This is a genomic window from Streptomyces sp. NPDC056061, from assembly GCF_042266885.1.
GTDB lineage: Bacteria > Actinomycetota > Actinomycetes > Streptomycetales > Streptomycetaceae > Streptomyces.
The window spans coordinates 386,334-409,808 of sequence record NZ_JBHJWQ010000003.1 but is presented as its reverse complement, the minus strand read 5'-3'; the positions used below and the strand labels follow the sequence as shown (position 1 = coordinate 409,808).

The window sequence follows — 23,475 nt, the reverse complement described above, 5'->3', positions numbered from 1 at the left end:
TGCAGCATTGCCCCTAAACCGTCGACACCGGTCGACTCGCATCCGCGCTCACAGCCGGAAGGCCGGCATCGGAGCATGTCAGACGCGCCGATGCCGTAGGAAAGGATCGATATCCGTGGCTCAGCGCGTAGTGGTCACGCTCTCCGACGACATCGACGGAGGAGCGGCGACGGAAACGGTCGCCTTCGCCCTGGACGGGAAGTCTTACGAGATCGACCTCAATGCGTCCAATGCAAAGAAACTGCGCAAGGCCCTGGCGCCGTACATGTCGGCGGGCCGAAAGCAGGCAAATCACGGCAAGCGCGGCAGGACGCCCACGGCGTACCGGCACACCTCGCTCGAACCCGACCCGGCGGCCGTACGCGCCTGGGCACGGTCGCACCGGATGGAGGTGCCGGCCCGCGGCCGCATCCCGAAGAAGGTCTACGAGGCGTTCCGCGCGGCCCGTTGAGGCGTTCCGCGCAGCCTGTTGAACCGGCCGGCCGAACGGGCAGTTCAACGGCCCGCCGGGGGCTCGCAGGGCGATCCACCGAGCAGTGCCGACGCCGAATGCCCCGCGACCGGGTGCGGGCGGGGACCGACCGGCCTGCGGGGCGCGGGCACGGTACGAGCGCAGCAGGAGTGCAGTACGAGTGCAGTACGGACGGGCACCGACGGCCACGCCCGAGCCCCCGGGACGACACCCGGAGGCCACCGACTTGCGCTGCACCCCCGCAGGTCGGCTAAAGTCTGGAGCACGCCGAAGGGCAAGGCCGCAAAGCCAAACCCCAAGCAGCGTGCGGGTGTAGTTCAGTAGTAGAACATCCCCCTTCCAGGGGGAAGGCGCAGTGTGCAATTCCTGTCACCCGCTCTGCATCACTCTTACCGATCATTGCAACGGTCGGGTAGAGTAGTGCTCGCGTCGTTCGAAAGCACTCCTCAACAGGAGTACAATCGACGGCAGTAATGCGGACGTGGCTCAGTTGGTAGAGCATCACCTTGCCAAGGTGAGGGTCGCGAGTTCGAATCTCGTCGTCCGCTCTTGATGGGAATGAAGGCCCTGACCGATATCGGTCAGGGCCTTCGTCGTACGCATGGGTCTTTTCTCTTGGGCCGGATGTCTTCCGCCAGTCTCTTGGGCCGAATGTCTTTCCGGCCGACTGCCGACTGTTCCGGTCGTCGGTTGTTCGCTTCGGTGGCCGTTCCCTTCGGTCGGCTGTCCTCTTCGTCGGCTGTCCACTTCGAGCGGCTGTCCTCTTCGTCGGCTGTCCTCTTCGAGCGGCTGGTTCGGTCGACTCGCGCCATGACGTTTGTCATGAGCAGTAGTGACAGCGCGCACTGTCCCAGGTGGCAGACCGGCGGAAGTCTGTGGGCATGACCAGCGACGACATTCCCGGCGACCGCACGGGCGGCGCCGTGGCAGACATCACAACCGGATCGGCGGCGGGCCCGGCACCCGCCTGCGCCCCCGCAACCGCAACCGCGTCCACCTCCACCTCCACCTCCGCGTCCGCGTCCGCGTCCACCTCCACCTCCGCGTCCGTGTCCGTGTCCGCCGGGGCGACCGTCGGCGATTCCGCGAGCGATTCCGTCATCGAGGCGAACGGGGTGAGGCGGCGCTATGCAGGCGGGTTCGAGGCCGTCGCCGGCGTCTCGTTCTCGGTCGCACGCGGTGAGCTCTTCGCCCTGCTCGGCACGAACGGTGCCGGAAAGACGTCCACCGTCGAACTCCTGGAGGGGCTGGCCCCGCCCGACGGCGGCACCGTACGGGTGCTCGGTCGTGATCCGTACCGCATGCGTTCCGCCGTCCGGCCGCGGATCGGGGTGATGCTCCAGGAGGGCGGCTTCCCGTCCGAGCTCACGGTCACCGAGACCCTGCGGATGTGGGCGGGCTGCACCAGCGGCGCCCGGCCGACCGGTGAGGCGCTGGAGCTCGTCGGGCTCTCCCACCGGTCGCGTGTGCGGGTCAAACAGCTCTCCGGCGGCGAACGGCGCCGCCTCGACCTGGCACTTGCCCTGCTCGGCCGTCCCGAGGTGCTGTTCCTGGACGAGCCCACCACCGGGCTCGACGCCGAAGGACGGCGCGACACCTGGACGCTGGTGCGGGAGCTGCGGGACAAGGGCACCACCGTCCTGCTCACCACGCACTACCTGGAGGAGGCCGAAGCACTCGCGGACCGGCTGGCGATCATGCACCGCGGACGGATCGTGACGGCAGGCACCCCCGCAGAGGTGACGGCGGCCCGTCCCGCCCGTATCCGCTTCAGGCTGCCCGAGGGGATACCGGCGGCCCGGCTCCCACTGCGGCTGCGGGCCGCGGCCGAGGGGGACGGGGTCGAGATCCGCACCCACCGACTTCAGGAATCGCTGACCGAACTGCTGGCCTGGGCACGGGAGTCGAACGTGGAACTGCACGGGCTCGATGCCCGGTCCGCCTCACTCGAAGAAGCGTTTCTCGACATCGCGCAGAGCGCATCGGAACCGGAGAGTCGAAAGGCGGCCGCCGCATGACCCGCACCACCACGACCCACATGACCGGCACGACGACGGCCGATCCGACGGCCGATCCGACAGCCGGTCCGACGGCCGGTCCGACGGTTGACACGGCAGGGCGGGACGCGGAGAGGCGCACGACGGCCATGGGGCGGCTGCGGGCACTCGGCAGCGCCGAACTCACGATCCTCGCCAGGAACCGGACCGCCGTCTTCGTCGCGCTGCTGGTGCCGGTGGCGATGGTCCTGGCGATGAAGACGACACTGGACCGGATCGATCTGGGCGGAACCGGACTGACCGTGGCCGGGGCGGCGCTCTCCGGCGGGATCGGCATGGTGCTGATGCAGGTCGTGTACATGAACCTGGTCGCCGCGTATGTGGCACGGCGCGAGGACCTGGTCCTGAAGCGGCTGCGCACCGGCGAGGTCACCGACCGGGAGATCCTCGCCGGAACGGCGCTGCCGTCGGCCGCGCTGGCGCTGGTGCAGACCGTGCTGGTGGTCCTGGCCGGTGCGATGTTCTTCGGTCTCGGCGCACCGCAGCGCCCGGAACTGCTCGTCGCCGGACTGTTGCTGGGAGTGGTGCTGCTGTCCGCACTGGCCGCCGTCACCTCCGCGGTGACCCGGACCGTACAGACCTCGCAGATCACCACATTGCCGCTGTTCCTCGTCTCGATGATCGGCTCGGGGCTCTTCGTTCCGCTGGAAATCCTGCCGGACCGGGTGGCGACGGTGTGCGAACTGCTGCCGGTGACCGGCGTGATGACCCTCGTGCGGGCCGGGTGGCTGGGCGGCGCGGACGGGTACGACCTGCTCGAGGCCGGACTCAACGCACTGGCCTGGACCGTGCTCGCCGTGTTTGCTGTGCAGCGGTGGTTCCGGTGGGACCCTCGACGCTGAGGAGGGGCGTGGGTGTGGGTGTGGGTGTGGGTGTGAGTGCGTAGGGGCCGGGGAGAGTCGTGACTGGACGAGGGCTTGGCGCACGGGTGTGGCCGCGGCGGCGCAGGGTGGGCTGGCGCCGACGCAGCGGGTTCGACAAGGTCGACCTGTATACGCGCGGCACCTTGTACGCACTTGTGTGGTTCGCGACGGTGACCCAGATCCTGATGTCCGTGACCCGCCCCGTGCGCGAGGCGGCACCCGCCGCACTGATCGCCGGCACGATCCTGCTGGCGATCGCGCACGGGGTCTGCGGGACGATGCTGATGGCCCAGGGGCTGGCGTCCTACCTGGGCCGGGGAACCGTGGACCGGCGTGTCGTCGCTGTCGGCGGAGCCCTGCTGGTGGCAAACCTGGCAGCGATGCTGGCCCTCGCCCGGTACACGGGCCTGCACGAGTTCCCCGAGCCCGGCTATGCGTTCAGCGCCTGCGTGGCGCCCTTCACCTGTGCGTTCGTGAACCTCGTGCCCGGGTGGGTGTCGGGGCTCCAGCAGGCCGCCGTCGTGGCCGGGACGAGCGCGGCGGTGTGGCTGCTCGGCGGGGGCACTGCGCTGACCATCGGTTTGGCCCTCTCCACGGCGTTCGGAGGCGGGCTGGTGTCGGGCACCACCCGGACGTCCGCCTGGTCCCTGGACGTGATGTGGAAGCTGCACGAGGCACGGGAGCTGGAGGCCCGGCTGGCGGTGGCCGAGGAGCGGCTGAGGTTCGGGCGGGACATGCACGACGTACTGGGCCGCAATCTCGCCGTGATCGCGCTGAAGAGCGAGCTGGCGGTGGAGTTGGCCCAGCGCGGCAGGCCGGCGGCGGTGGACCAGATGGTCGAGGTGCAGCGGATCGCCCGAGCCTCCCAGCAGGAGGTGCGCGATGTCGTACGGGGATACCGGAAGGCCGACCTGAGTACGGAACTCGCGGGTGCCCGAGGAGTGTTGGGAGCGGCCGGGATCGCCTGCGAGGTGGTCGGCGACGGGGGCGGCGAACTGCCCCCCTCCGTGCAGTCGGCACTCGGTTGGGTGGTACGGGAAGCGGCGACCAATGTGCTGCGGCACGGCGACCCCCGGCGCTGCACGATCCGGCTGCGCACCACGGCGGGCGCCGCGGTGCTGGACGTGGAGAACGACGGGGCACCACGGTCCGTCGACGGATCGCGCTCGGCCGACGGGTCAGGCTCGGCCGACGGGTCGGGCTCGGCCAACGGATCGGGCGGTTCCGGGCTGGCCGGGCTGCGGGAGCGGCTTCGCGCCCTCGACGGTTCGCTGGACGCGGGCCCGGTGGACAAGGGTCTGTTCCGGCTCACGGCGACGATCCCGCTGGCCGACACGGACGCGGGCATCGACGCGGACATCGGCACGGGTACGGCGTCCGGCTCCGAGCCCTGCGGGGGTGCGGGTGCGGGACCCGAATCGCGGCCCCGCACTCCCTCGCGCACGCCGTCCGGCGCCGATTCCGAAACGGTGTCGGAAGCGCCATCACGTACGGCCCTTCAGGAGAAACGACCATGACAGCTGTGCGAGTGCTGCTCGCCGATGACGAGCACCTGATCCGGGGTGCGCTGGCCGCGTTGCTCGCGCTGGAGGACGATCTCGTGGTCGTCGCGGAGGCGGCGACCGGTCCGGAGGCACTGGCCATGGCTCGGGCCCATCGCCCCGACGTGGCGGTCCTCGACCTGGAGATGCCGGGCACCGACGGTGTGAGTGTCGCCACATCTCTTCGGGCGGAACTGCCCGACTGCCGCACGATGATCGTGACGAGTCACGGTCGACCGGGACACCTCAAACGGGCACTCACGGCGGGGGTCCGGGCCTTCGTGCCGAAGACCGTCAGCGCGCGTCAGCTCGCCGGGATCATCCGCACCGTACATGCCGGAAACCGTTACGTGGACCCGGAGTTGGCAGCCGACGCGATCTCTGCGGGGGACTCGCCGCTCACCGCGCGCGAGGCCGAAGTACTGGAGTTGGCGGCGGACGGAGCACCCGTCGCGGAGATCGCGGAGCGGGCCTCGTTGTCGCAGGGAACGGTGCGGAACTACCTCTCGGCGGCCGTCTCGAAGCTCGGGGCGGAGAACCGTCATGCCGCGGCGCGTCTCGCACGCGCGCGGGGATGGGTATAGTGGTGCCTGCGCTTCGGCGCTTGCGGACGTAGCTCAGTTGGTAGAGCGCAACCTTGCCAAGGTTGAGGTCGCCAGTTCGAACCTGGTCGTCCGCTCAGTTCAGCAAGAAGCCCCGGCCTCTCGGCCGGGGCTTCTTCGTGTTGTCGGTCTCCCTGCCGCCTACTGCCAGGGGGTTCCGGTGAGGAGCTCGTACGCCTCCAGGTACTTCGCCCGGGTCGCGTCCACGATCTCCTGGGGCAGGGCCGGGGGCGGCTGCTCGCTCCTGCGGTCCCAGCCGGAGGCCGGCGAGGTCAGCCAGTCGCGCACGAACTGCTTGTCGTACGACGGCTGGGCCCTGCCCGGCTCCCAGACGGCCGCGGGCCAGAAACGCGAGGAGTCCGGGGTCAGCACCTCGTCGGCGAGGATCAGTTCCTCACCGCCGTCCGCCGTGGCGGCGAAGCCGAACTCGAACTTCGTGTCGGCCAGGATGATCCCGCGCTCGCGCGCGATGTCCCGGGCCCTGCTGTACACGTCCAGCGTGACGCTGCGCAGCTGCGCGGCGGTCTCCGCGCCGACCTGCCGGGCCACTTCCTCGTAGCTCACGTTCTCGTCGTGGTCGCCGACCGCCGCCTTGGTGGCGGGCGTGAAGATCGGCGCCGGGAGTTCGGAACCGTCGACGAGACCCTCGGGGAGCGGGAGACCGCAGACCGTGCGGGAGACCTTGTACTCGACGAGACCGGAGCCGGTGAGGTAGCCGCGGGCCACGCACTCGACCGGGACCATCCGCAGCGACTTGCAGATCAGCGTGCGGCCAGCCCAGTCGGCGGGGGCCCCGGCGGGGAGTTCCGTGGACAGGACGTGGTTCGGCACGAGATCGGCGAGCTGGTCGAACCACCACAGCGACAGCCGGGTGAGCACGCGGCCCTTGTCCGGGATCTCGGTCGGCAGGACCCAGTCGTACGCGGACATCCGGTCGCTGGCGACCATGACGAGGTCGCCGGCCTCGTTCCGGTACAGGTCCCGCACCTTGCCGGTGTGGAGGTGGGTGAGCCCCGGGACCTGCACTGGTTCGGGCTTTTCTACAAATCCGGACACGCTGCCTCCGCGTAGGTTGATCCAGGAGTTGTTCCGATTCTCCCGTATCGGGGGTGGTGGGGTGGGAGCGGGGGCATTCGGGCGCACGTATGGTTCGGCCCCGCTCCTTTTGGTTCGGCCCCGCTGCTTGCCGCCCTGCTGCTCCAAACCTCCTGCTCCGGACTTGCTGTTTCAGCCCCGCTGTTTCAGTCCGGCTGCTCCAGGTCGGCTATTCAGATCGGCGGCTCCAGGCGGGCTGTTCAGATCGGCTGCTCCAGGTCGGCTGTTTCAGTCCGGCTGGGTCGATCCCGTTGAGTCAGTCCGGCTGTTTCAGTCCGGCTGTTTCAGTCCCGCTTGCAGATGCGGTCCAGGAGGTTGGCCGTGGCGCGCTGGATACGGGGGTCCACGTGGCCGGGACGGTCGAGGGCCGGAGACCAGGCGAAGGTGCCGGAGGCGAAGACGAGAGCGCCCGACGGCGCCCGGTACAGGGAGGTCTCCTGGTGGCGGGTGGCCCCTTCGCTGTCCTGGTACGGGGAGTGGGCGAGCAGGATGCGGTTGTCGTGGTCGGGGAGCGCGGTGCGCGGGAAGTAGCGGTCGGCCTCGCCCGCGACCAGTCCGTCGATCTCGTCGCCCTCACGGGCGCCCGTCGCCTCCCACAGCCAGTGGTCGGCGTTCCGTACGACCAGGGGGTGCGGATCCGGGACCCGGCCCGCGTACTGGATACCGAGCAGTTGCTGCTCGGCCCGGTCGATCTCACGCCAGAGCGCGGGGCGCCCCGGACCGCGACGCTTGCGACAGGTGAGCAGCCGGTCCGGAACGCCGGACGGCGACGGGGCGAGGCTGACCTGCCAGTACATGGTGTTGGCGGAGAGGAAGACGAGCGAGGTGCCGTCGTCGCGTGCGTCCTCCACGGCATTGCGCATGGGGACCGACCAGTACTCGTCGTGGCCGGGGAAGACCAGGCCCCGGTAACGGCTCGGATCGACCCGGCCCGCGTGCAGATCGCGAGTGTCGGCGTACGCGACGTCGTAGCCGTACCGTTCGGCCCAGCGGATGAAGTCGTAGGCGTGACCGACGTGGAGCGGCAGGCCCGCGCCCGCGTACGGGCGGTCGAAGGACACGGTGACGGCGGCGTCCTGCTCTCCCAGGAGGCGGCCCTGCTCGTCCCAGGCGTGGTAGAGACTGGCGCCGGTGTGACCGTCCTCCGGGTAGAGGTTGTACGCCTGCCAGGTGATGTCCGGCAGGACCAGCAGCAGATCGGCCGGATGGTCGTCGCGAACCGTGAACGGGACATGGGACCGGTGCCCGTCGGCCGTGGTGAGCACGGCGACGTATGCGCCGATCGACCAGTACGTGGGAATCTGCAGCCGCCACGACTGCCACCAGTGATGGCAGGAAACCGTGCGGTCGGCAGTGAGCGGGGCGGGCTGGACGATGCCGGAGAGCCGCGGGCTCGTGGTGATCTTGGCAGCGCCGTCGCCCCCGTAATGGCCGATGCGGTAGATGTCCACGGAGAACTGCTGGGGCGGATCCACGGTGATGTGGAAGTCGATCGCCTCGCCGGGGGCGGCGGCGCCCGTGGAGATGAAGCCCTTGATCTGGCGGTGCACGTCGTCGGCCGTGCGGGTTCCGCCGTCGGAGGATCGGGCCAGGGTGGGATCCGCGTACCAGGGAACGACATGGCCGGTGTCGTCGAAGTAGTTCTCACTGCCGCGCAGCCAGGGCAGGGGGCCCTGACCGAAGGGATCGGAGACGGCGTGTGCCAGGGCCCCCGACTCCCATCGACGAATCTGCTCCGCCCCCATACCGCTCCCCTCCCTCGGTCCCCCGCGACAGCAGTGAGGCAGTCGTCGACCGGCGATCGCCGATGCCGGTCGCCGGGGTGATCACCGGCGTCGGCCGCTTTCGGCCGCGTGTCATCAATGCACCAACAGCGACGCGCCGACTGTCAGCGTCGATCCACAGCACATCACATAACGCATGCAGTCCGTCACCGTTCGTCGCGAATTGACGTGAACGGAACGTACCCTTCCGGGCATTGGGGTGTCGAGGGGAACAGCCGTATTGTCTCCTTCGTCCGCGCGTCGGCCCCCGTGCGCCGATGTCCCCCGCACCGCTAGGCCGACGTACGTCGATGTCCCCGCGCCGCTCGGCCGACGTGCGTCGAGTTCTCTGCCGCGTCAGCCGCCCTGTGTCATACGGCCTCCGCATGGCACGTCAGCCGGGTGTCATGGAGGCAGTCCCTGCGCCGCGACTGGCCGTGCGTCGACGCTTCTGTTCCGGTGTCCCAGTCTCCCGGTGTTTCGGTGTCGCGGCGTCCCGCTGTCCCGCTGTCCCGCTGTCCCGCTGTCCCGATCTCGCGGTATTCCGAGTGGTCAGACGAGTCGGACGGGCTTGTCGGTCCGCACGCCGACCGATGCCAGCCAGGAGCGCAGTGGCCCCGCGTCCCCGTCCTCGATCAGGGTGAGGACGGGGCCGCCCAGATCGGCCCGCCGCTCGCCGTCGACCAACAGAGCCGGGCCGTCGAGCCAGTCCAGGCCGGGGGCCGCGCCCGCCGTGTCGACAGCGGCACAACAGACCATCGCCGCGACGTGGTCGGCGAGCAGTTCCGTGCCCGTGCGGGGCGGCAGGAGCGGGAAAATCGGAAGGGGAACGGGCCCCCAGAAGCCCAGCACATCCCCGCCCACGTTGACGGCGCCCGGGGCACCGGGTGAGCTCGGCGCACCGCTGTGCGGGGCCCTGCGCCGCTCCGCCGCCTCCCGGGCCACTGCGGCGCTGATTCCGGCCGCGAGTTCCTCGCCGCTCCCGATCCGGCCCGCCAGATGCTCGACGACGCGGGCCAGTGTGGGCACCTCGGCGTCCGTGGGAAACACGGCGCCGCCGGAGCCGGAACTCGAACCGGAACCGGGGCCCGAGCCAGAGCCCGAGCCCGAGCCGGAACCGGAACCGGAACCGGAGAAGTCGGCGCTGTCGGCGCTGTCGGCGCTGTCGGCGAAGCGCATGGGTGCCGTCCGCATCGAGTCGAGGACGCGATGCAGACGAGCCGCCTCGGTACGCCACTTCCGGTCGACGACTTCCTCCGGGTACTGCTGCCAGTCGACCGGTGACCAGTCGGGTCCGGGCGCCGCCGGGCCACCGTGAAAGAGCCGGGCCGCCAGCAGTGATGTCGCCTCGTCGGCCGCCCCAGGCTCTTCCAGGAGGTCGCAGGCGGGGCGCTCACCGAGCCGTGCGGCGAAGCCGTCGGCGAGCCGGTCGCGCCGTGAAAGCTCGGTGAGGGCGGACACGACACCCGCGTCCAGCCCGGACGGCCAGCGGCCCATCTGCCAGGCCGGCAGTGCGACCCGCGTGAGCAGCCTGTCCCACCCGGCGTATGCGAGGCCGACCTGCTCCTGGGCGACGATCCGGAGGCCGTAGTCCACACCCTGTGCGCGGACGGACGCGGCAGCGGCGACGCCCCGCTCCATCTCCGCGGCGTGGTTCCGGCAACTGCGCAGCAGCAGCCGGGCGATCCAGCCGACGAAGGCGCGGGGCGCCGCGCGCACCCCGGCCAGCGGTCCGGGAAGCGGTGCGGCCGCGTCGGCGACCACGCCGTCGAGACCTCTGACGAAGCGGCGTGCCGCAGCTATGTCGGGGTGCGCGGAGGGCCCGGTGCCGGCGACGACCGGGGCGAGCACCGCCCGCAGCTCCGCCACCCGCATCCACCACAGGAAGGGTGAACCGATGACCAGCACGGGCGAGGCCTGAGCCCGACGGCTTCCCCGAGCCCCGGAACGCGACGCGGGATCCGCTCGGCCCACTCGACCCGCTCGGACCACTCGACCCGCTCGGTCCGCTTGCCCCGCTCGGTCCGCTTGGCCCGCTTCGTCGGCCCCACCAGTCCCACCAGTCCCACCAGTCCCACCGGCCCCGGGAACGGACTGCGTCGAAGGATGCGTACGGTCCTCCAGCCAGCTGTCGCAGTCGGGGGTGAGGGCTATCGCCGAGGGCGCGGGAACCCCGAGCCGGTCGGCGAGGTCCCTGACCAGGCGGTAGAGATCGGGGGCGGCCTCCTCGGCGAGCGGGACGGTCGGACTGACCGCCGGTCTGGTCCGCACAATCGCGACGGCGACGGCGGCGGCAATCAGCAGCACGACGATCGCGCAGGCAGTCACGGTCCAACGCGCAACGTCCCAACCGCTGCCGACGGCATGGCCCTGTGCACCCGCGACGAGCAGCACGACGGCCACCGCTGTCGGCAGGATGGCGACCGCGGTCGCTCTGTTGCGGATGCGCAGCAGAACGAGGGCTTGGGCGCGCGCACTCCGCGCACCCGGCTCCTCACTTGTACCGATACCGGACACGGCCGGATGTCACCCCCTCTGCCCCCGCGGCGGTGTTGTTCACTCCCCCACTGTGGCACCCGTCACTGACATCGCAATGTCAGTGGGCCAAGTGCCGGAATGCTTGCGCCGCACCCTAGTTGGGAGCTCGGCAAGCGTCATCCGGATGGCCCAGTCGCCACTCGATGGAATGGCTTTGGGTAAAGGTGCTGACGCACCACCCCTTTTAGGGCAGTGGTGCGCCGGCGCATGCAGGTGGCGGGGCAGAACCGGGAGCGAGTACGGGTCGGAGCCGCGAAGGAGCCGGATCAAGCCAAGAACGAAACCGCCCGGCCCCGGGCCTCCGCGGCCCTCCGGCTCAGGCTTCCGCGGCCTTCCGAGCGATGTCCGTGCGGAACTGCGAGCCGTCGAGCCTGATCCGGGCTGCCGCCGTATAGGCGCGTTCCCGGGCGGCCGCGAGGTTCTCACCGGTTGCCGTCACGGACAGCACCCGACCGCCCGCGCTGACGACCGTGTCGCCCTCCTTCCGGGTGCCGGCATGCAGGACGTACGCATGCGGGGCATCCTGCGCTGCCACGTCGTCGAGCCCCTCGATCGGGTCGCCGGTCCGCGGCGTGCCCGGGTAGTTGTGCGAGGCGATGACCACGGTGACGGCGGCCTCGTCGCTCCAGTTGAGCGGCGGCAGCTCGTCGAGCGTGCCATTGGCGGAAGCCAGCAGCACCCCGGCCAGCGGAGTCCTCAGGCGGGCCAGGACCACCTGGGTCTCGGGGTCGCCGAATCGGGCGTTGAACTCGATCACCCGGACGCCGCGCGAGGTGATCGCGAGGCCCGCGTACAGCAGGCCGGAGAACGGGGTGCCGCGGCGGCGGAGCTCGTCGACGGTCGGCTGGAGCACCGACTCCAAGACCTCGTCGACCAGCTTGGGGTCGGCCCACGGGAGCGGGGAGTACGCGCCCATGCCGCCGGTGTTCGGTCCCTCGTCGTCGTCCAGTGCGCGCTTGAAGTCCTGCGCGGGCCTCAGGGGCAGCACGGTGGTGCCGTCCGTGATCGCGAACAGGCTGACCTCGGGGCCGTCGAGGAACTCCTCGATGACCACGCGGTCGCAGGCCAGGGCATGGGCACGGGCCGTCTCGACGTCCTCGGTGACGACGACACCCTTTCCGGCCGCGAGACCGTCGTCCTTGACGACGTACGGGGCGCCGAAGGCGTCGAGGGCCTCGTCGATCTCGGCAGGGGTGGTGCAGATGTAGCTGCGGGCGGTCGGGACGCCCGCGCCCGCCATCACGTCCTTGGCGAACGCCTTGGAACCCTCCAGCAGGGCCGCCTCGCCGGAGGGGCCGAAGCAGGGGATGCCCGCGGCGCGCACGGCGTCGGCGACACCGGCGACGAGCGGCGCCTCCGGACCGACGACCACCAGTTCGGCGCCCAGGTCGGTGGCGAGGCGCGCCACGGCGTCGCCGTCGAGGATGTCGACCGGGTGGAGTTCCGCCACCTCCGCGATGCCGGCGTTGCCGGGAGCGCAGTACAGAGCGGTGACGTCGGGATCGAGGGAGAGAGAGCGGCACAGGGCATGTTCGCGGGCGCCGCCGCCGATGACGAGGACCTTCACACCGTGCAGCCTAGCCGCCGGGGCATGGCGGCCTTGACGGACGCCGGTCCGTGGACACCACCCCACGATCGCCATCCCGTGAACACCGTCCCGTGAGCTCCGACCCGTGAGCACCGCCTCATGGACGTCGGTCCGTGGAAGCAGGTCCTGAACACCGCTCCGTGAACGCAGACCCGTTAACACCGGTCGGTGAACACCGCTCCGTGATCGCAGGTCGGTGAACATGCCGGAGTCCGCGGCGCGGGCGGCCGCCCACCCGTCTACTCGTTCGTGAACTCCTCCAGCACCGTGGCACCCAGCTCACGGACGATCAGGTCGTGTCCGGAAAGGGCGGAGTCGACGAGGTCCGGGTCGTCCGCCTCGGGGATGTCGTCCTCGGGCGCGACCGGCTGCGGCGGCTCGGGCGCGGTGGAGCCGGGCTGCGACGCGGCGTAGGAGGGCGGGGCCGACGGGGCTGCGGGCGCCGCGCTCGCCTGCTGGGCCGACGGGGCCGGGGCGGGGGGCCGGGGCTCGTACTGCTGCTGAGGCGCGGACGCGGCGGCCGGGCGCTGCGCCGTGGGCGGTGCGACGGCGGGCCGACCACCGCCGCCCTGTGGCGGCGCACCCGCTCCGCCCGACGGGTCGACGATCGCCTCGATCTTCCACTGCGCGTTGAACCGCTCGGCAAGAGCCTGCTTCAGCACGTCCTCGCTGCCACTGCTCGCGAAGTTGTCGCGCGCGCCCGCGTTCAGGAAGCCGAGTTGCAGCGTGGTGCCGTCGAAGCCCGTGACCTGGGCGTTCTGGCTGAGCAGGATCCAGGTGAAGCGGCGGCGGTTCTTCACCGCCTCCAGGATGTCCGGCCACATGTTCCGCACCTGACCGGCGCCCTGCGCCAGGCCCGCGCCCTGCGCCGCTGCCGGGCCGGGATCGGCGGGCGCCGGTGCCGCGGGAGCGGTCCGGGCCGGTGCGTTCTGCGGCGCGGGCGACTCGCCGGGGGTGGAAGCGGTCGGCCAGCCACCGGGACGGCGGCCGGATTCCGGCGCGGCGGCGGTGGGCCAGGCACCGGGCCGCTGACCGCCCGCGGGAGCCCCACCGGTCGGCGCGGCCGACGGCGGCGCGGCGGCGGGTGCCATCGGCTGCACGGGAGGTACGGACGGTGCGGGAGGTGCAGGCGGTGCGGAAGGTGCCTCGGCGGGCGCGGGTGTCTCCCCACGCGCCGCGGCTCGCGCGGCAGCCGGGCCGCCCCCCGGTTGCACGGCCGGTGCGACCGGGGCGGGGGCGTGCGCCAGGGCCTCCGGCCCCGGCACGTACCCCATGGCGGGGCCGGGCCCGGCGGTCGCGAAGGATGCGCCGCGCTCCAGCCGGTCCAGCCGGGCCTGGAGGGAACGTTCGTCGTCGAAGGCCGCAGGCAGCAGCACCCGGGCGCAGATCAGCTCGACCTGGAGGCGTGGCGATGTCGCCCCACGCATCTCCGTCAGCCCCTCGTTGACCAGGTCGGCGGCGCGGCTCAGTTCGGCAGCGCCGAAGACGGACGCCTGCGCCTGCATCCGCTCGACGACATCGGCGGGCGCGTCGATCAGTCCCTTCTCCCCGGCGTCCGGCACGGCGGCCAGGATCACCAGGTCGCGCAGCCGCTCCAGCAGGTCGGCGACGAACCGGCGCGGATCGTTCCCGCCCTCGACCACCCGGTCCACGACCTCGAACGCCGCGGCCCCGTCACCGGCCGCGAAGGCGTCCACGACGGAGTCGAGCAGAGAGCCGTCCGTGTATCCGAGCAACGCGGTCGCCATGGCATATGTCACACCGTCGTCGGCAGCGCCTGCCAGCAGCTGGTCCATCACCGACATCGAGTCACGCACGGAACCGGCACCGGCCCGCACGACGAGCGGCAGCACGCCGTCCTCGACGGGGATGCCCTCCTTCCCGCAGACCTCCGCGAGATAGTCGCGCAGCGTGCCCGGCGGAACCAGACGGAAGGGGTAGTGGTGCGTGCGCGACCGAATGGTGCCGATGACCTTTTCGGGCTCGGTGGTCGCGAAGATGAACTTGAGGTGCTCCGGCGGCTCCTCGACCACCTTCAGCAGGGCGTTGAACCCCGCCGAGGTGACCATGTGCGCCTCGTCGATGATGTAGATCTTGTAACGACTCGACGCGGGCCCGAAGAACGCCTTCTCCCGCAGGTCACGGGCATCGTCCACACCACCGTGCGATGCGGCGTCGATCTCGATCACGTCGATCGAACCGGGTCCGTTGCGCGCGAGGTCCCGACAGGACTGGCACTCCCCGCACGGCGTGGGCGTCGGCCCCTGCTCGCAGTTCAGGCAGCGGGCGAGGATGCGCGCGCTGGTCGTCTTGCCGCAGCCGCGCGGTCCGCTGAACAGGTACGCGTGATTGACCCGGTTGTTCCGCAGGGCCTGCTGCAGCGGGTCAGTGACATGCTCCTGCCCGATGACCTCGGCGAACGACTCGGGGCGATAGCGGCGGTACAGCGCAAGGGACGACACACATACGAGGTTATCCGGGCGCACCGACAACCGGCCCCGCCCCAGCCGAACCCGAGACCTCGTCGCCCTCCCCTGCCAGGAGACGCCCGCGGAGACCGCGCCCCGCACACACAAGGGCCCCCCACGCACCCGCCAGAGCCAACCTACCCTTGCTGCCTTCCGGCCCTGGGGGAGTTCAGTCAGATAGCGCCACGTGAGGGGCTGACGCCCACCTTAGCCGATCCCCACCCCATCCGGTCCACTCCTCTCCCCTCCTGGATCGCCCGACAGCCCCCGATGCGGATCTTGAACGGAACAGGTTCGCGAGCACTCCCCAACGTCTTGTATTGTTTGCGGCGGAGGATTCGCCTAGTGGCCTAGGGCGCACGCTTGGAAAGCGTGTTGGGGGCAACCCCTCACGAGTTCGAATCTCGTATCCTCCGCCAGTGCCTCACCGGGCACGTTGTCGAAGGGCCCCACCGTTCGCGGTGGGGCCCTTCGACGTGCACGATTGCAGTTTTGGTTGCAGTTCCCGGCTATCGCCCGTTGAGGACGGCCCGGCACACATTGCAGTACATGGCGGCGTTCCGCCCGTAGCGCCGCATCAGCTGGCCGCATCCGGCGCACAGCCCGAGCTCCCACGGGGGGCATCCCAACGCGGCGGACGCGGCGGCGCGTTCGACGGTGGTGATCCGCATCGGGCCGCAGGACCGCTGCACCGGCATCCGGGGAAGTGTGAAGCCGCCGGTCGGCCGGTCGAGATCGCGGGCAGGGCGGCCGTCGCTGACGAACCAGCCCTCCTCCCCCGCTCGGCAGCTGCGGTCGATCTCCTGCTCGGCGAAGGTGATCATGTCGTCCTCCTCTTCGGCCTGGGCCGTGGGGAGGGGGGGTCTTCTCGCCGATGAGCTCATGCCACAGCGCGCGGTCGTCGGCCGAGACCCACATGTGCCGACCGGCGCGGCCGTTCCCTCGGCTGGGCACGTAGACCGGGACGCTCTCCCCCGTAGCGCTCTGCAGGACCAGGTCCTCGATGAAGACCGGCTTCTTCTCCGGAAGGCACAGGGCGGGCACGAACCAATCCGCGTGAATCGCGCCACAGTGGCCGGCCCCCTCGCTGACAAGGCAGTGACGCTCGCTGCTCGGTACGCACTTCCAGACTTCGAGGTGCCGGTACCCACCGCGGATCACCATCTCCTTGCCGTCGGCGATGTCCTTCCACGGCATGTCGTCCACGCGCGCCCATGGCGCCCGGTCGATCGGGGAAGCCGTCCGATCCTTCGCCACCCAGAGCGGGGTGATGCCGTGCTCCACGGCGTTGACCGAGCGCCGGTGAACGCTGCTCGGACTGAGGTGGTGGTACTGGATCTCCCAGCCGATTCGTATGCTGCCGGGTCCGACAACGACGGCGTCCGAGATGCTGCTCCGGTTGCCGATGGAAACCTCGGCCTCGGCCTCCAGACCGTACCGCCCGGCGGTCTCCACGATCCGCTCCTTGGTGGCCTTGTGCTGGGCGCTCTCCGACGGCGTCGCCTTGTGCGTGATCGGCAGGTGCGAGGCGACGAGCGGTCGCCGGCCGCCCACGCGCCCTCGACGAATGAACATCCAGGGCGACTTGCCGCCCGACTCCGAGTGGCACTCGCGCTTGTCGTGGTGCGCGAGGCATTCGAGGAGCTGCGGGTCGCGCTCGGACACGCTGGTGGTGATCTCTTGGAGTAGATCAGGACGGTCTGGGTGACCGAGGTCGGGCAGGGACAGATTGACCTCTATGCCATATCCGGTGTGCCACACCCCATTTGCCATCTCTCAACCGTAGGGACAACAGCTGATGTTCAACAGGGCGCCGCCGAGTCCACCGGGCCACGCAGCCATCGACCAAACCGCTGGCCTGCGGACTCATCCAGGCAAGTGGCGCCGGTTCCGCACCTGCCCGAGCTGGGGAGCTTCTTCGGTCGGGTCCGCTCCGGAAGGCATCGCGCTTGGCAGAAACCCGCCCTGTCGACACCCGAGGTACGCCACTGTCCACACATGGACCAGGAACAGACACGTGGGTAAGCGAGAACGCCGCCGCAAGCGGGAACGGGCCAAGAAGCACCAGGCGCAACGGCGACCAGCTGCTCCGCAGCCGATCATCTGGGAGTTTCCGCCAGATGCTCCCCGCATCCGCGTCGTGATCAAGCGCGATGCTCCCGAAGATGCCCAAAAGATCAGTGCCCTCTACTGGGAGGTCAAGGACGACGGCACCTGGGCCCGGACCGTCAGCAGCATCGGCGTAACCAGCGGCATCGGTGCGGTGGCCACGGCGCACTCTCACGCCGTCCTGCTCAACTGCCCGTGCGCGAACTGCTCCGAACCGATCAACGTCACCAACCGGTCCTGGGCCAACAAAGTGGGCGGCAAGTACCTCGATGCCGAGGCCCCCTCGTACCTCTGCGGGGACTGCTCGGCGATCCAGAGGCGCGAGGAGACCGAGCGGCAACAACGCGCCGCTGAACAGAGGCGCGTCGAGCAGGAGCGTGAGCAGCAGGAGGGCGAACGAATCAAGCGCCTGATTGCCGAGGCGATCAAGGATGAGGAAGGGAAGAGCGAACCAGCCGACCCCCTCACGGTGGAAAATCCTCTGGCCCCAGCCCTCTATGTGGCGTTGGTCAGCTACGCCACGAGCAGTCCTGGCAAGGCACTCCCCAGCCTTACGAGTATCGGTCCTATGGGGTGGACCGGCGATGGCGAGCAGGACCGGGAACTCCTCCTGGCCCTCTACTACGGCCCTCTGCTCGCCATCGCACCGGAGAACCCGTCGCAAGCGTTCGCTCCCTCTCAGGATGGCGACGGCATCGCCTTCATTTCCACAGAGGTCGCCTGGCGGGTCATCGGCGACCTAGCCACCGCGCAGGAACGCGCCAAGGAAATCAAGTACGTCCTCCAGACCCAACCGGGTCCCCAGGGAGCTGCGGCGCGTGATGCCTTCACCGCTCTGATGGACCGGATGGAAATCGCGGACATCGCGGCGTACCTCAACAACCTGCTCGCCAAGAAGTACGGCTGTCCCGAGGTACCCGAAGCGCGGCGCGAGGAGCTCACGGACGTCATCCGAAAGGGCTTCAAGCACGGATACACCCCTGGCCAGATGATCTGCTTCGCATGGCGCGCTGCCGACTCCGCTGCGGCCTGGAAGGAGCGCAATCCTCGTATGGGGCCGCCGGAGGCAGCATCTGCCTCGGTGACGAGCCTCAACGGAAAGATCGACAAGGCGATCGAACTCCACCACTCCATCCCCGAGTACGAGACCCCCCGCTGGCACAAAGCACCCCTCGCGCTCGGCAGCTTCCGGCGGCTGCACGCCGACATCCGCTGGGTGTACAACCGTGAAGTCATCGGCGCGTGTACCCAATGCGACCACCAGGGCCTCAAGGAAACCGTTCGCACAGAGGCCGGGACGAGGGCCTTGTGGCGCTGCACCCATACCGTCGAGATCCCAGCCCAACAACAGGAGCCGGAGCAGATGAGCCCCCAGGACGACGCGCCCGACCCTGCCGACGCCTGATCTCGAAACCCTCTGCCTTCCTGCTGGACGGACAAGGAATATCCGGGCGCAGGCGGAACCGTCCCGCGTGCCCTTCCGTGGTCGATGGGACCAACTCTCCACAGGTCAGAGTGCGACGGCACGACGTTCCTCTCTCCGGAGGGCAAGGGCGCGCCGTGCCGGCCTGGAACTGGAGCTGCACGAGCTGACCACCGCCCAGCAGCTCGCCCGGTTCGCGTCGCACGGCTTGGACGTCGGAGTCGTCCATCACCCCTGCGACGTCTCCGGCCTCGAACTGGGCCCGGTGCTCCGCCGCGAGCTGGGCGTGCTGTTGCCCGGCGCCGCCCCGGCGGCCGGGCTCGACGAGGTGCCGCTCGCCTCGCTCGCCGGGTACGACCTGATCCTCTTCCCCCGCACCGGGGCCCCGGCGCTGTACGACGACCTGCTGACCGCCTGCGCCCGCAACGGCTACACCCCGGGCACCGTCCGGCACGGCCAGGGCGCCGACTTCGTGCGCGGCCTGGTCCTGTCCGCCGGGACCGTCGCCCTCGGGCCGCGCGACACCCGTCCCGCGAACGTGCTCGACCGGCCCCGGGCTCCGGGCCAGGGGTCGTGTGGCGTCCGCTCGTCGGCGCCCCGTTGGCCCTGCGGCACTCCGTCGCCTGGCCCAAGGGCCGCGGTGACGCCGCCGTCGGCGCGTTCGCGGAGGCGGCCACGCACGTGCTGCGCAGCATGGCCGGCGCGACCGCCGACGTGCCCTCGCGGCCGATGCACCTTCGTCCGGCATCGGAGTACTGGCTGTGAGCGACGTCCCCGTCCGCATCCGCTCACGTGGTCCGGGGAGCCCACGTGGTCCGGGGAGCTTGTCCGGTCCGGGGAGTTGAGACGGATCGGGGAGTTGGGACGGATCGGGGAGTTGGGACGGATCGGGGAGTTGGGACGGATCGGGGGTGGGTACGATCGCCGGCCATGGACTGGCTCGAACGCGCTGCGGAGCTGCGGCAGTGGACCCGGAGCGGGGCACGCGCCCCGCACAAGCCCCTGCTGTTCCTCTACGCGCTCGGCCGCTTCCAGCGGGACGCCGAGGGCGAACTGCGGTACTCCGCGGTGGAGGAGGACCTGAAGGGGCTGCTCGCCGAGTACGGCCCGTCCAACCGGACGACGCCCTCCTACCCCTTCCACCATCTGGTCGCCGACGGGGTCTGGGAGGTCCGCACCGATCGGGGGACGGACAGTCCCGGCAGCGGGGTCCGGGAGTTGAGGGAGGCGGGGGCCGCAGGACGGCTGGTGCCGGAACTGCGGTCGGCACTGCGGCGGGACCCCTCGCTGGTCGGCCGGATCGCACGCGTACTGCTGGACAGGAACTTCCCTCCCTCGCTCCATGGTGATCTGTGCGAGGCCGTCGGGCTGGAGCCGGAGTGGGAGCCGCTGCGGGACGACGGTCGGCGATCGGAGGCGCGACGTCATCGGGACCGGCGGATGCGGGAGATGGTGCTGACCGCCTACGAGTACCGGTGTGCCTTCTGCGGCTACGACGGCAGGATCGGTTCGTCACCGGTCGGCCTGGAGGCCGCCCACGTACGGTGGTGGGCGTTCGGCGGTCCGGACGATGTCGACAACGGTCTGTGCCTGTGCTCGCTGCACCACAAGCTCTTCGACAAGGGAGTTCTCGGGATCGCCGACGCGCCCCGGTCGCCGTCCCCGGGCGAGTGCAGCCTCCGCGTCATGGTTTCGCAGCGCTTCGTCGGACACAGTGCCGCTGCCCGCGAGCACGTCATAGCACTCGCGGGCCGCCCGCTCGTCGGCCCGCAACCTGGCCTCCCCACCGTCGCGTCCGCCCACCGTGCCTGGCACACCGATCAGGTCTTCCACGGCGACCCTCGCCCCGGCGCCGCCGCCCGAGGCTGTAACCCACTCGCCGACTCCGCCGTGGAATCATGTACCTGACGTTCCTGACCAGGCACTTCACCAAAGGAAGCCGGGATTCCGCATGTTTGACGCTCTGAAGAACCTCAAGGACAAGGCCGAGGAGATCGCCGAGACTCACGGGGACAAGATCTCCGGTGGACTTGAAAAGGCCGGTGACTTCATCGACGACAAGACCGGCGGCAAGCACGGCGACAAGATCGACACCGCTGTGGACAAGGCGCAGGAATTCGTCGAGAAGCTGGGTGAGAAGGGCGAGCACCACCGCGCGCAGAAGGACTGACGCGAGGCAGGACGCCGACTCTCGCCCGGCAGGCGGTCGCCTGTCGGCCGGCGACCGCCTGCCATCCGGCTCCTGCCGCCTTTCGTCCGGCTTGTCCTGCCGGACGGAAGGCGGCAGGACAAGCCGGACGGCAAGACAGCAGGACGACAGGACAGCAGGACGGCAGGACGGCAGGACGGCAGGCGACCGCGCTGGGTATGCGGGCGAGTCCGAGCCGCTGTCGGCAAGGTACGGGCGACAACGCCGTGGTCCCCGTGGCGCGGTGGCGAGCGGTCAGCCCTGGTGCTTCCAGAACCGGTAGTGGTGGTCGGCGGCGAAGTCCGCGCGCCGCCACGCGTCCGAGGCGAGCGTCTGCACGTACCCGCCGCCGGACCCGAAGGCGGGCCACTCCGTCCGGCCGGTGGCGGCGAAGTCCGCCCAGGCGCCGATCAGGCGGTTCCGGAACGCCGTCTGCTCGTCCTTCACGTCCTGGAACAGCGAGAGGTCGAACAGGTAGGCCAGCTCGGACATGTGCTGGGCGCGCTGAGCGAAGCTGGGTGTCGGATAGCCGTCGAACCACGGAGTGTCACGCTCGGCGAACTCGTACATCCGGGTCGGCACCCACCGGGAGAAGAGCCGTGCGGTGTCCAGGGTCGGGGCCGACCAGCCCGCATCCGTACGGACCGTCGCCAGTGCCTCCCCGGCCGAAGGGAAGCCGACGAGCGGGTAGCGCCTCAGCACGTCGTCGGCCCGGTCGCCGAACTCCGCACGGATCGCGGGCTCGTACTCCTCCGGCCTCATGGGCGATCCACCCGGTGCCAGTTCCTGGCCGAGGACGGCGCCGCGTTCCTCGTCGTGGGTGACACCGACGAGCACCGGCACCCGGTTGAACCGTCCGGTGCGCAACGCCTCCCCGGGGGACAGCGGCAGCAGATCCGTACCGGCCACGGGACGGGGCTCGTTGAACGGGCCGTACGCCTTCAGCAGGCCGGCCACCGGGGTCGCGCGCAGACAGGCCGCGGTGTTCTTCCCGCATCCCACTGCCTCGACGACCCGCTCGGCGTCGGCCGCTGCCTCGGCCCGGGTACGGGAACCGCCCGTGGCGCAGGGTGCGCTCTGCACGATCGCGCGGTCGAAGAGCCCGGCCGACAGCGGTGAGGCGAGGTGACCGCAGACGCTGTAGCCGCCGCCGGACTGCCCCATGATCGTGACGTTGCCCGCGTCACCGCCGAACGCGGCGGCGTTCGCGCGGACCCAGCGCAGGGCCGCCTGCTGGTCACGCAGACCGAGACCGTCGGCGTCCTCGAGGGCGGGGGTGCTCAGGAAGCCCATGACGCCCAGCCGGTAGTTCATGGACACGACGACCGCGCCCGCAGCGGCGAGCCGATCGGGTCCGTACATGTCACCGGTGCCGTACATCAGGCTGCCGCCGTGGATCCAGACGATCACCGGGCGCCCGCCCTCGGGAGCGACGGAGGTCGCGGGCGCCGGGGATACGACGGACGCGGCGGACGCGGCAGGTCCGGTGGTCATGGCAGATGCGGCGGGCATGGCAGATCCGACGGATGCGGCGGACGCGGCAGGCTCGGCAGATGCGGCAGGTCCGGCGGACGCGGCAGGTCTGGTGGTCGTGGCAGACGCGGCGGACGCGGCAGGTGCGGTGACGTTCAGGTAGAGGCAGTCCTCGTTCTCGCTCGGCACCCCGACCGGCAGCCCCTTCGGCTGCGCGCAGGCCGCGCCCGGCACCGTCGCATCACGCACCCCGCTCCAGGCCGCCACCGGCGCGGGCGGTGCCCAGCGCCGTTCACCGACCGGCGGGGCCGCGTACGGGATACCCCGGAAACTGCGCAGGCCGTCGTGGGCGACGCCGCGCACCCTTCCCCCGGTGGTGGCGACGACGGTGTCGCGCGTTCCCCGTCCCTCCGCGGCCGTGGTGCCCGTGACGCCCATGCCGCCCGTGACGCCCATGCCGCCCGCTCGTTCCGACGACACGCCCGCCGGTCCCCTGCCCGCCGTCGCCTCTGCGGGCGCGGCGAGTCCGAGCCCGATCCCGCCCAACGCCATGGCGGCGGTGAGCCACGTGAAAACGCTTCTGGTGTGCCCCGTCTGTCTCATGGCCGGAACGCTAGAGAGATTTGGGCGATCGCGCAAGACATGTGTGTTGAGCGATCGCCTCATGCGTTCGCTCAACACACTGGTACGCTGCCGCGCATGGGAAACCGTGAAGCGCTCCTCGCCGGGGCCAAGTCCTGCCTGCGGGAGAAGGGGTACGACCGGACCGGCGTCCGTGACATCGCCACCGCGGCCGGCGTCAGCATGGCCGCCATCGGCTACCACTACGGCTCCCGGGAAACGCTGCTCAACCAGGCGCTGTTCGAGATCCTCGACGAGTGGGGCGACGCCATGGGCCGGGCACTGGTCCCGGACGCCGACGGCTCCACGAAGCGTCATTTCGAGCAGGTGTGGGACGGCCTCATCAAGGACTTCGCCGCCCACCCCGATCTATGGGTGGCCTCGCTGGAGTTGTTCATGCAGGCCAGGCGACGCCCGGAACTGCGCGAGCCGCTGGCGGACGGCCTGGCCCAGGGGCGTCGCGGGCTCGCCGCGATCGTGGCGGGTGTCGCCGAGGACGAGGTGCCGGACACCTCGGTCCGGACACTCGGCAGCGTTCAACTCGCCCTCATGTCCGGCGTGATGATCCAGCACCTCGGCGACCCGGCCAACGCCCCCACGGCCGCCGAGGTCCTGTGCGGATTGCGGGAGTTGGGACGCCTCGCGGAGTAGGCCGCCCGGCGTCCCGCCTACGG

Annotated in this window: 16 protein-coding genes, 4 tRNA genes, 1 other RNA gene and 1 pseudogene; 14 read left to right on the top strand and 8 right to left on the bottom strand. The window is 70.6% G+C overall.

From position 1 onward, the window contains the following. The first annotated feature begins 115 nt into the window (after positions 1-115). The 8 genes from ACFC79_RS07875 (at position 116) to ACFC79_RS07840 (ending at position 5,612) form a co-directional block, all read left to right on the top strand. Positions 116-451 carry an Lsr2 family protein gene (locus ACFC79_RS07875; protein ID WP_376236575.1) on the top strand — a complete coding sequence of 112 codons (336 nt, stop codon included), beginning with the start codon at positions 116-118 and terminating at the stop codon, positions 449-451. 327 nt (positions 452-778) lie between these two features. Then, a tRNA-Gly gene (locus ACFC79_RS07870) sits at positions 779-850 on the top strand. 97 nt (positions 851-947) lie between these two features. Further along, a tRNA-Gly gene (locus ACFC79_RS07865) sits at positions 948-1,020 on the top strand. 333 nt (positions 1,021-1,353) lie between these two features. Then, positions 1,354-2,490 (top strand): ABC transporter ATP-binding protein, encoded by a 1,137-nt coding sequence (locus ACFC79_RS07860; protein ID WP_376236572.1) that lies wholly within the window; start codon positions 1,354-1,356, stop codon positions 2,488-2,490. 20 nt (positions 2,491-2,510) lie between these two features. After that, positions 2,511-3,371, top strand: a complete 861-nt coding sequence (locus ACFC79_RS07855) for an ABC transporter permease (RefSeq protein WP_376236708.1) — start codon at positions 2,511-2,513, stop codon at positions 3,369-3,371. Between the two features lie 59 nt (positions 3,372-3,430). Next, positions 3,431-4,909 (top strand): sensor histidine kinase, encoded by a 1,479-nt coding sequence (locus ACFC79_RS07850; RefSeq protein ID WP_376236569.1) that lies wholly within the window; start codon positions 3,431-3,433, stop codon positions 4,907-4,909. Further along, positions 4,906-5,517 (top strand): DNA-binding response regulator, encoded by a 612-nt coding sequence (locus tag ACFC79_RS07845; RefSeq protein ID WP_376236566.1) that lies wholly within the window; start codon positions 4,906-4,908, stop codon positions 5,515-5,517. Before ACFC79_RS07850 ends, ACFC79_RS07845 begins: the two co-directional genes overlap by 4 nt. Before the next feature lie 22 nt (positions 5,518-5,539). Beyond that, positions 5,540-5,612 (top strand) — tRNA-Gly (locus ACFC79_RS07840). Positions 5,613-5,676: 64 nt separating this feature from the next. Here ACFC79_RS07840 and ACFC79_RS07835 read toward each other — a convergent pair. From ACFC79_RS07835 to ffs, 6 genes are all read right to left on the bottom strand, one after another. Further along, complete coding sequence (locus ACFC79_RS07835; RefSeq protein WP_376236564.1) at positions 5,677-6,591, bottom strand: phosphoribosylaminoimidazolesuccinocarboxamide synthase; 915 nt, start codon at positions 6,589-6,591, stop codon at positions 5,677-5,679. A 323-nt stretch (positions 6,592-6,914) separates the two neighbouring features. After that, the gene (locus ACFC79_RS07830) at positions 6,915-8,375 is read right to left on the bottom strand and encodes a N,N-dimethylformamidase beta subunit family domain-containing protein (RefSeq protein WP_376236562.1); all 1,461 of its coding nucleotides are present in this window, start codon (positions 8,373-8,375) and stop codon (positions 6,915-6,917) included. 570 nt (positions 8,376-8,945) lie between these two features. Further along, positions 8,946-10,910, bottom strand: coding sequence for a hypothetical protein (locus tag ACFC79_RS07825; RefSeq protein ID WP_376236559.1), 1,965 nt, complete (start codon positions 10,908-10,910; stop codon positions 8,946-8,948). 337 nt (positions 10,911-11,247) lie between these two features. After that, positions 11,248-12,498, bottom strand: a complete 1,251-nt coding sequence (gene purD, locus ACFC79_RS07820; protein WP_376236557.1) for a phosphoribosylamine--glycine ligase — start codon at positions 12,496-12,498, stop codon at positions 11,248-11,250. Between the two features lie 260 nt (positions 12,499-12,758). Beyond that, a complete protein-coding gene (locus tag ACFC79_RS07815) occupies positions 12,759-14,981 on the bottom strand; it encodes a DNA polymerase III subunit gamma and tau (protein WP_376236554.1) in 2,223 nt (740 codons plus the stop codon). A gap of 109 nt (positions 14,982-15,090) precedes the next feature. After that, an RNA gene (gene ffs / locus ACFC79_RS07810) (signal recognition particle sRNA small type) lies at positions 15,091-15,187 on the bottom strand. Positions 15,188-15,318: 131 nt separating this feature from the next. Here ffs and ACFC79_RS07805 point away from each other — a divergent pair. Beyond that, positions 15,319-15,406 (top strand) — tRNA-Ser (locus ACFC79_RS07805). Between the two features lie 90 nt (positions 15,407-15,496). Here ACFC79_RS07805 and ACFC79_RS07800 read toward each other — a convergent pair. After that, positions 15,497-15,811, bottom strand: a complete 315-nt coding sequence (locus ACFC79_RS07800) for a hypothetical protein (protein WP_376236552.1) — start codon at positions 15,809-15,811, stop codon at positions 15,497-15,499. Positions 15,812-17,004: 1,193 nt separating this feature from the next. On the opposite strand from ACFC79_RS07800, the gene ACFC79_RS07795 reads away from it, so the two are divergent. The 4 genes and pseudogenes from ACFC79_RS07795 to ACFC79_RS07780 all read left to right on the top strand — a co-directional run bounded on the left by ACFC79_RS07795 (position 17,005) and on the right by ACFC79_RS07780 (position 20,689). Next, positions 17,005-18,501 (top strand): hypothetical protein, encoded by a 1,497-nt coding sequence (locus ACFC79_RS07795; protein WP_376236551.1) that lies wholly within the window; start codon positions 17,005-17,007, stop codon positions 18,499-18,501. Positions 18,502-18,646: 145 nt separating this feature from the next. Next, positions 18,647-19,284: pseudogene (locus ACFC79_RS07790) on the top strand (LysR family substrate-binding domain-containing protein); the annotation flags it as partial. 165 nt (positions 19,285-19,449) lie between these two features. Next, a complete protein-coding gene (locus ACFC79_RS07785; RefSeq protein ID WP_376236549.1) occupies positions 19,450-20,427 on the top strand; it encodes a phosphorothioated DNA-binding restriction endonuclease in 978 nt (325 codons plus the stop codon). A gap of 43 nt (positions 20,428-20,470) precedes the next feature. Then, positions 20,471-20,689, top strand: a complete 219-nt coding sequence (locus ACFC79_RS07780) for an antitoxin (RefSeq protein ID WP_376236546.1) — start codon at positions 20,471-20,473, stop codon at positions 20,687-20,689. A gap of 273 nt (positions 20,690-20,962) precedes the next feature. On the opposite strand, the gene ACFC79_RS07775 is transcribed toward ACFC79_RS07780, so the two are convergent. Then, positions 20,963-22,783: a carboxylesterase/lipase family protein gene (locus ACFC79_RS07775; RefSeq protein ID WP_376236544.1), complete on the bottom strand. Its 1,821-nt coding sequence runs from the start codon at positions 22,781-22,783 to the stop codon at positions 20,963-20,965. A 96-nt stretch (positions 22,784-22,879) separates the two neighbouring features. Here ACFC79_RS07775 and ACFC79_RS07770 point away from each other — a divergent pair, with 96 nt between their 5' ends. Beyond that, positions 22,880-23,452: a TetR/AcrR family transcriptional regulator gene (locus ACFC79_RS07770; RefSeq protein WP_376236541.1), complete on the top strand. Its 573-nt coding sequence runs from the start codon at positions 22,880-22,882 to the stop codon at positions 23,450-23,452. Positions 23,453-23,475 lie beyond the last annotated feature (23 nt).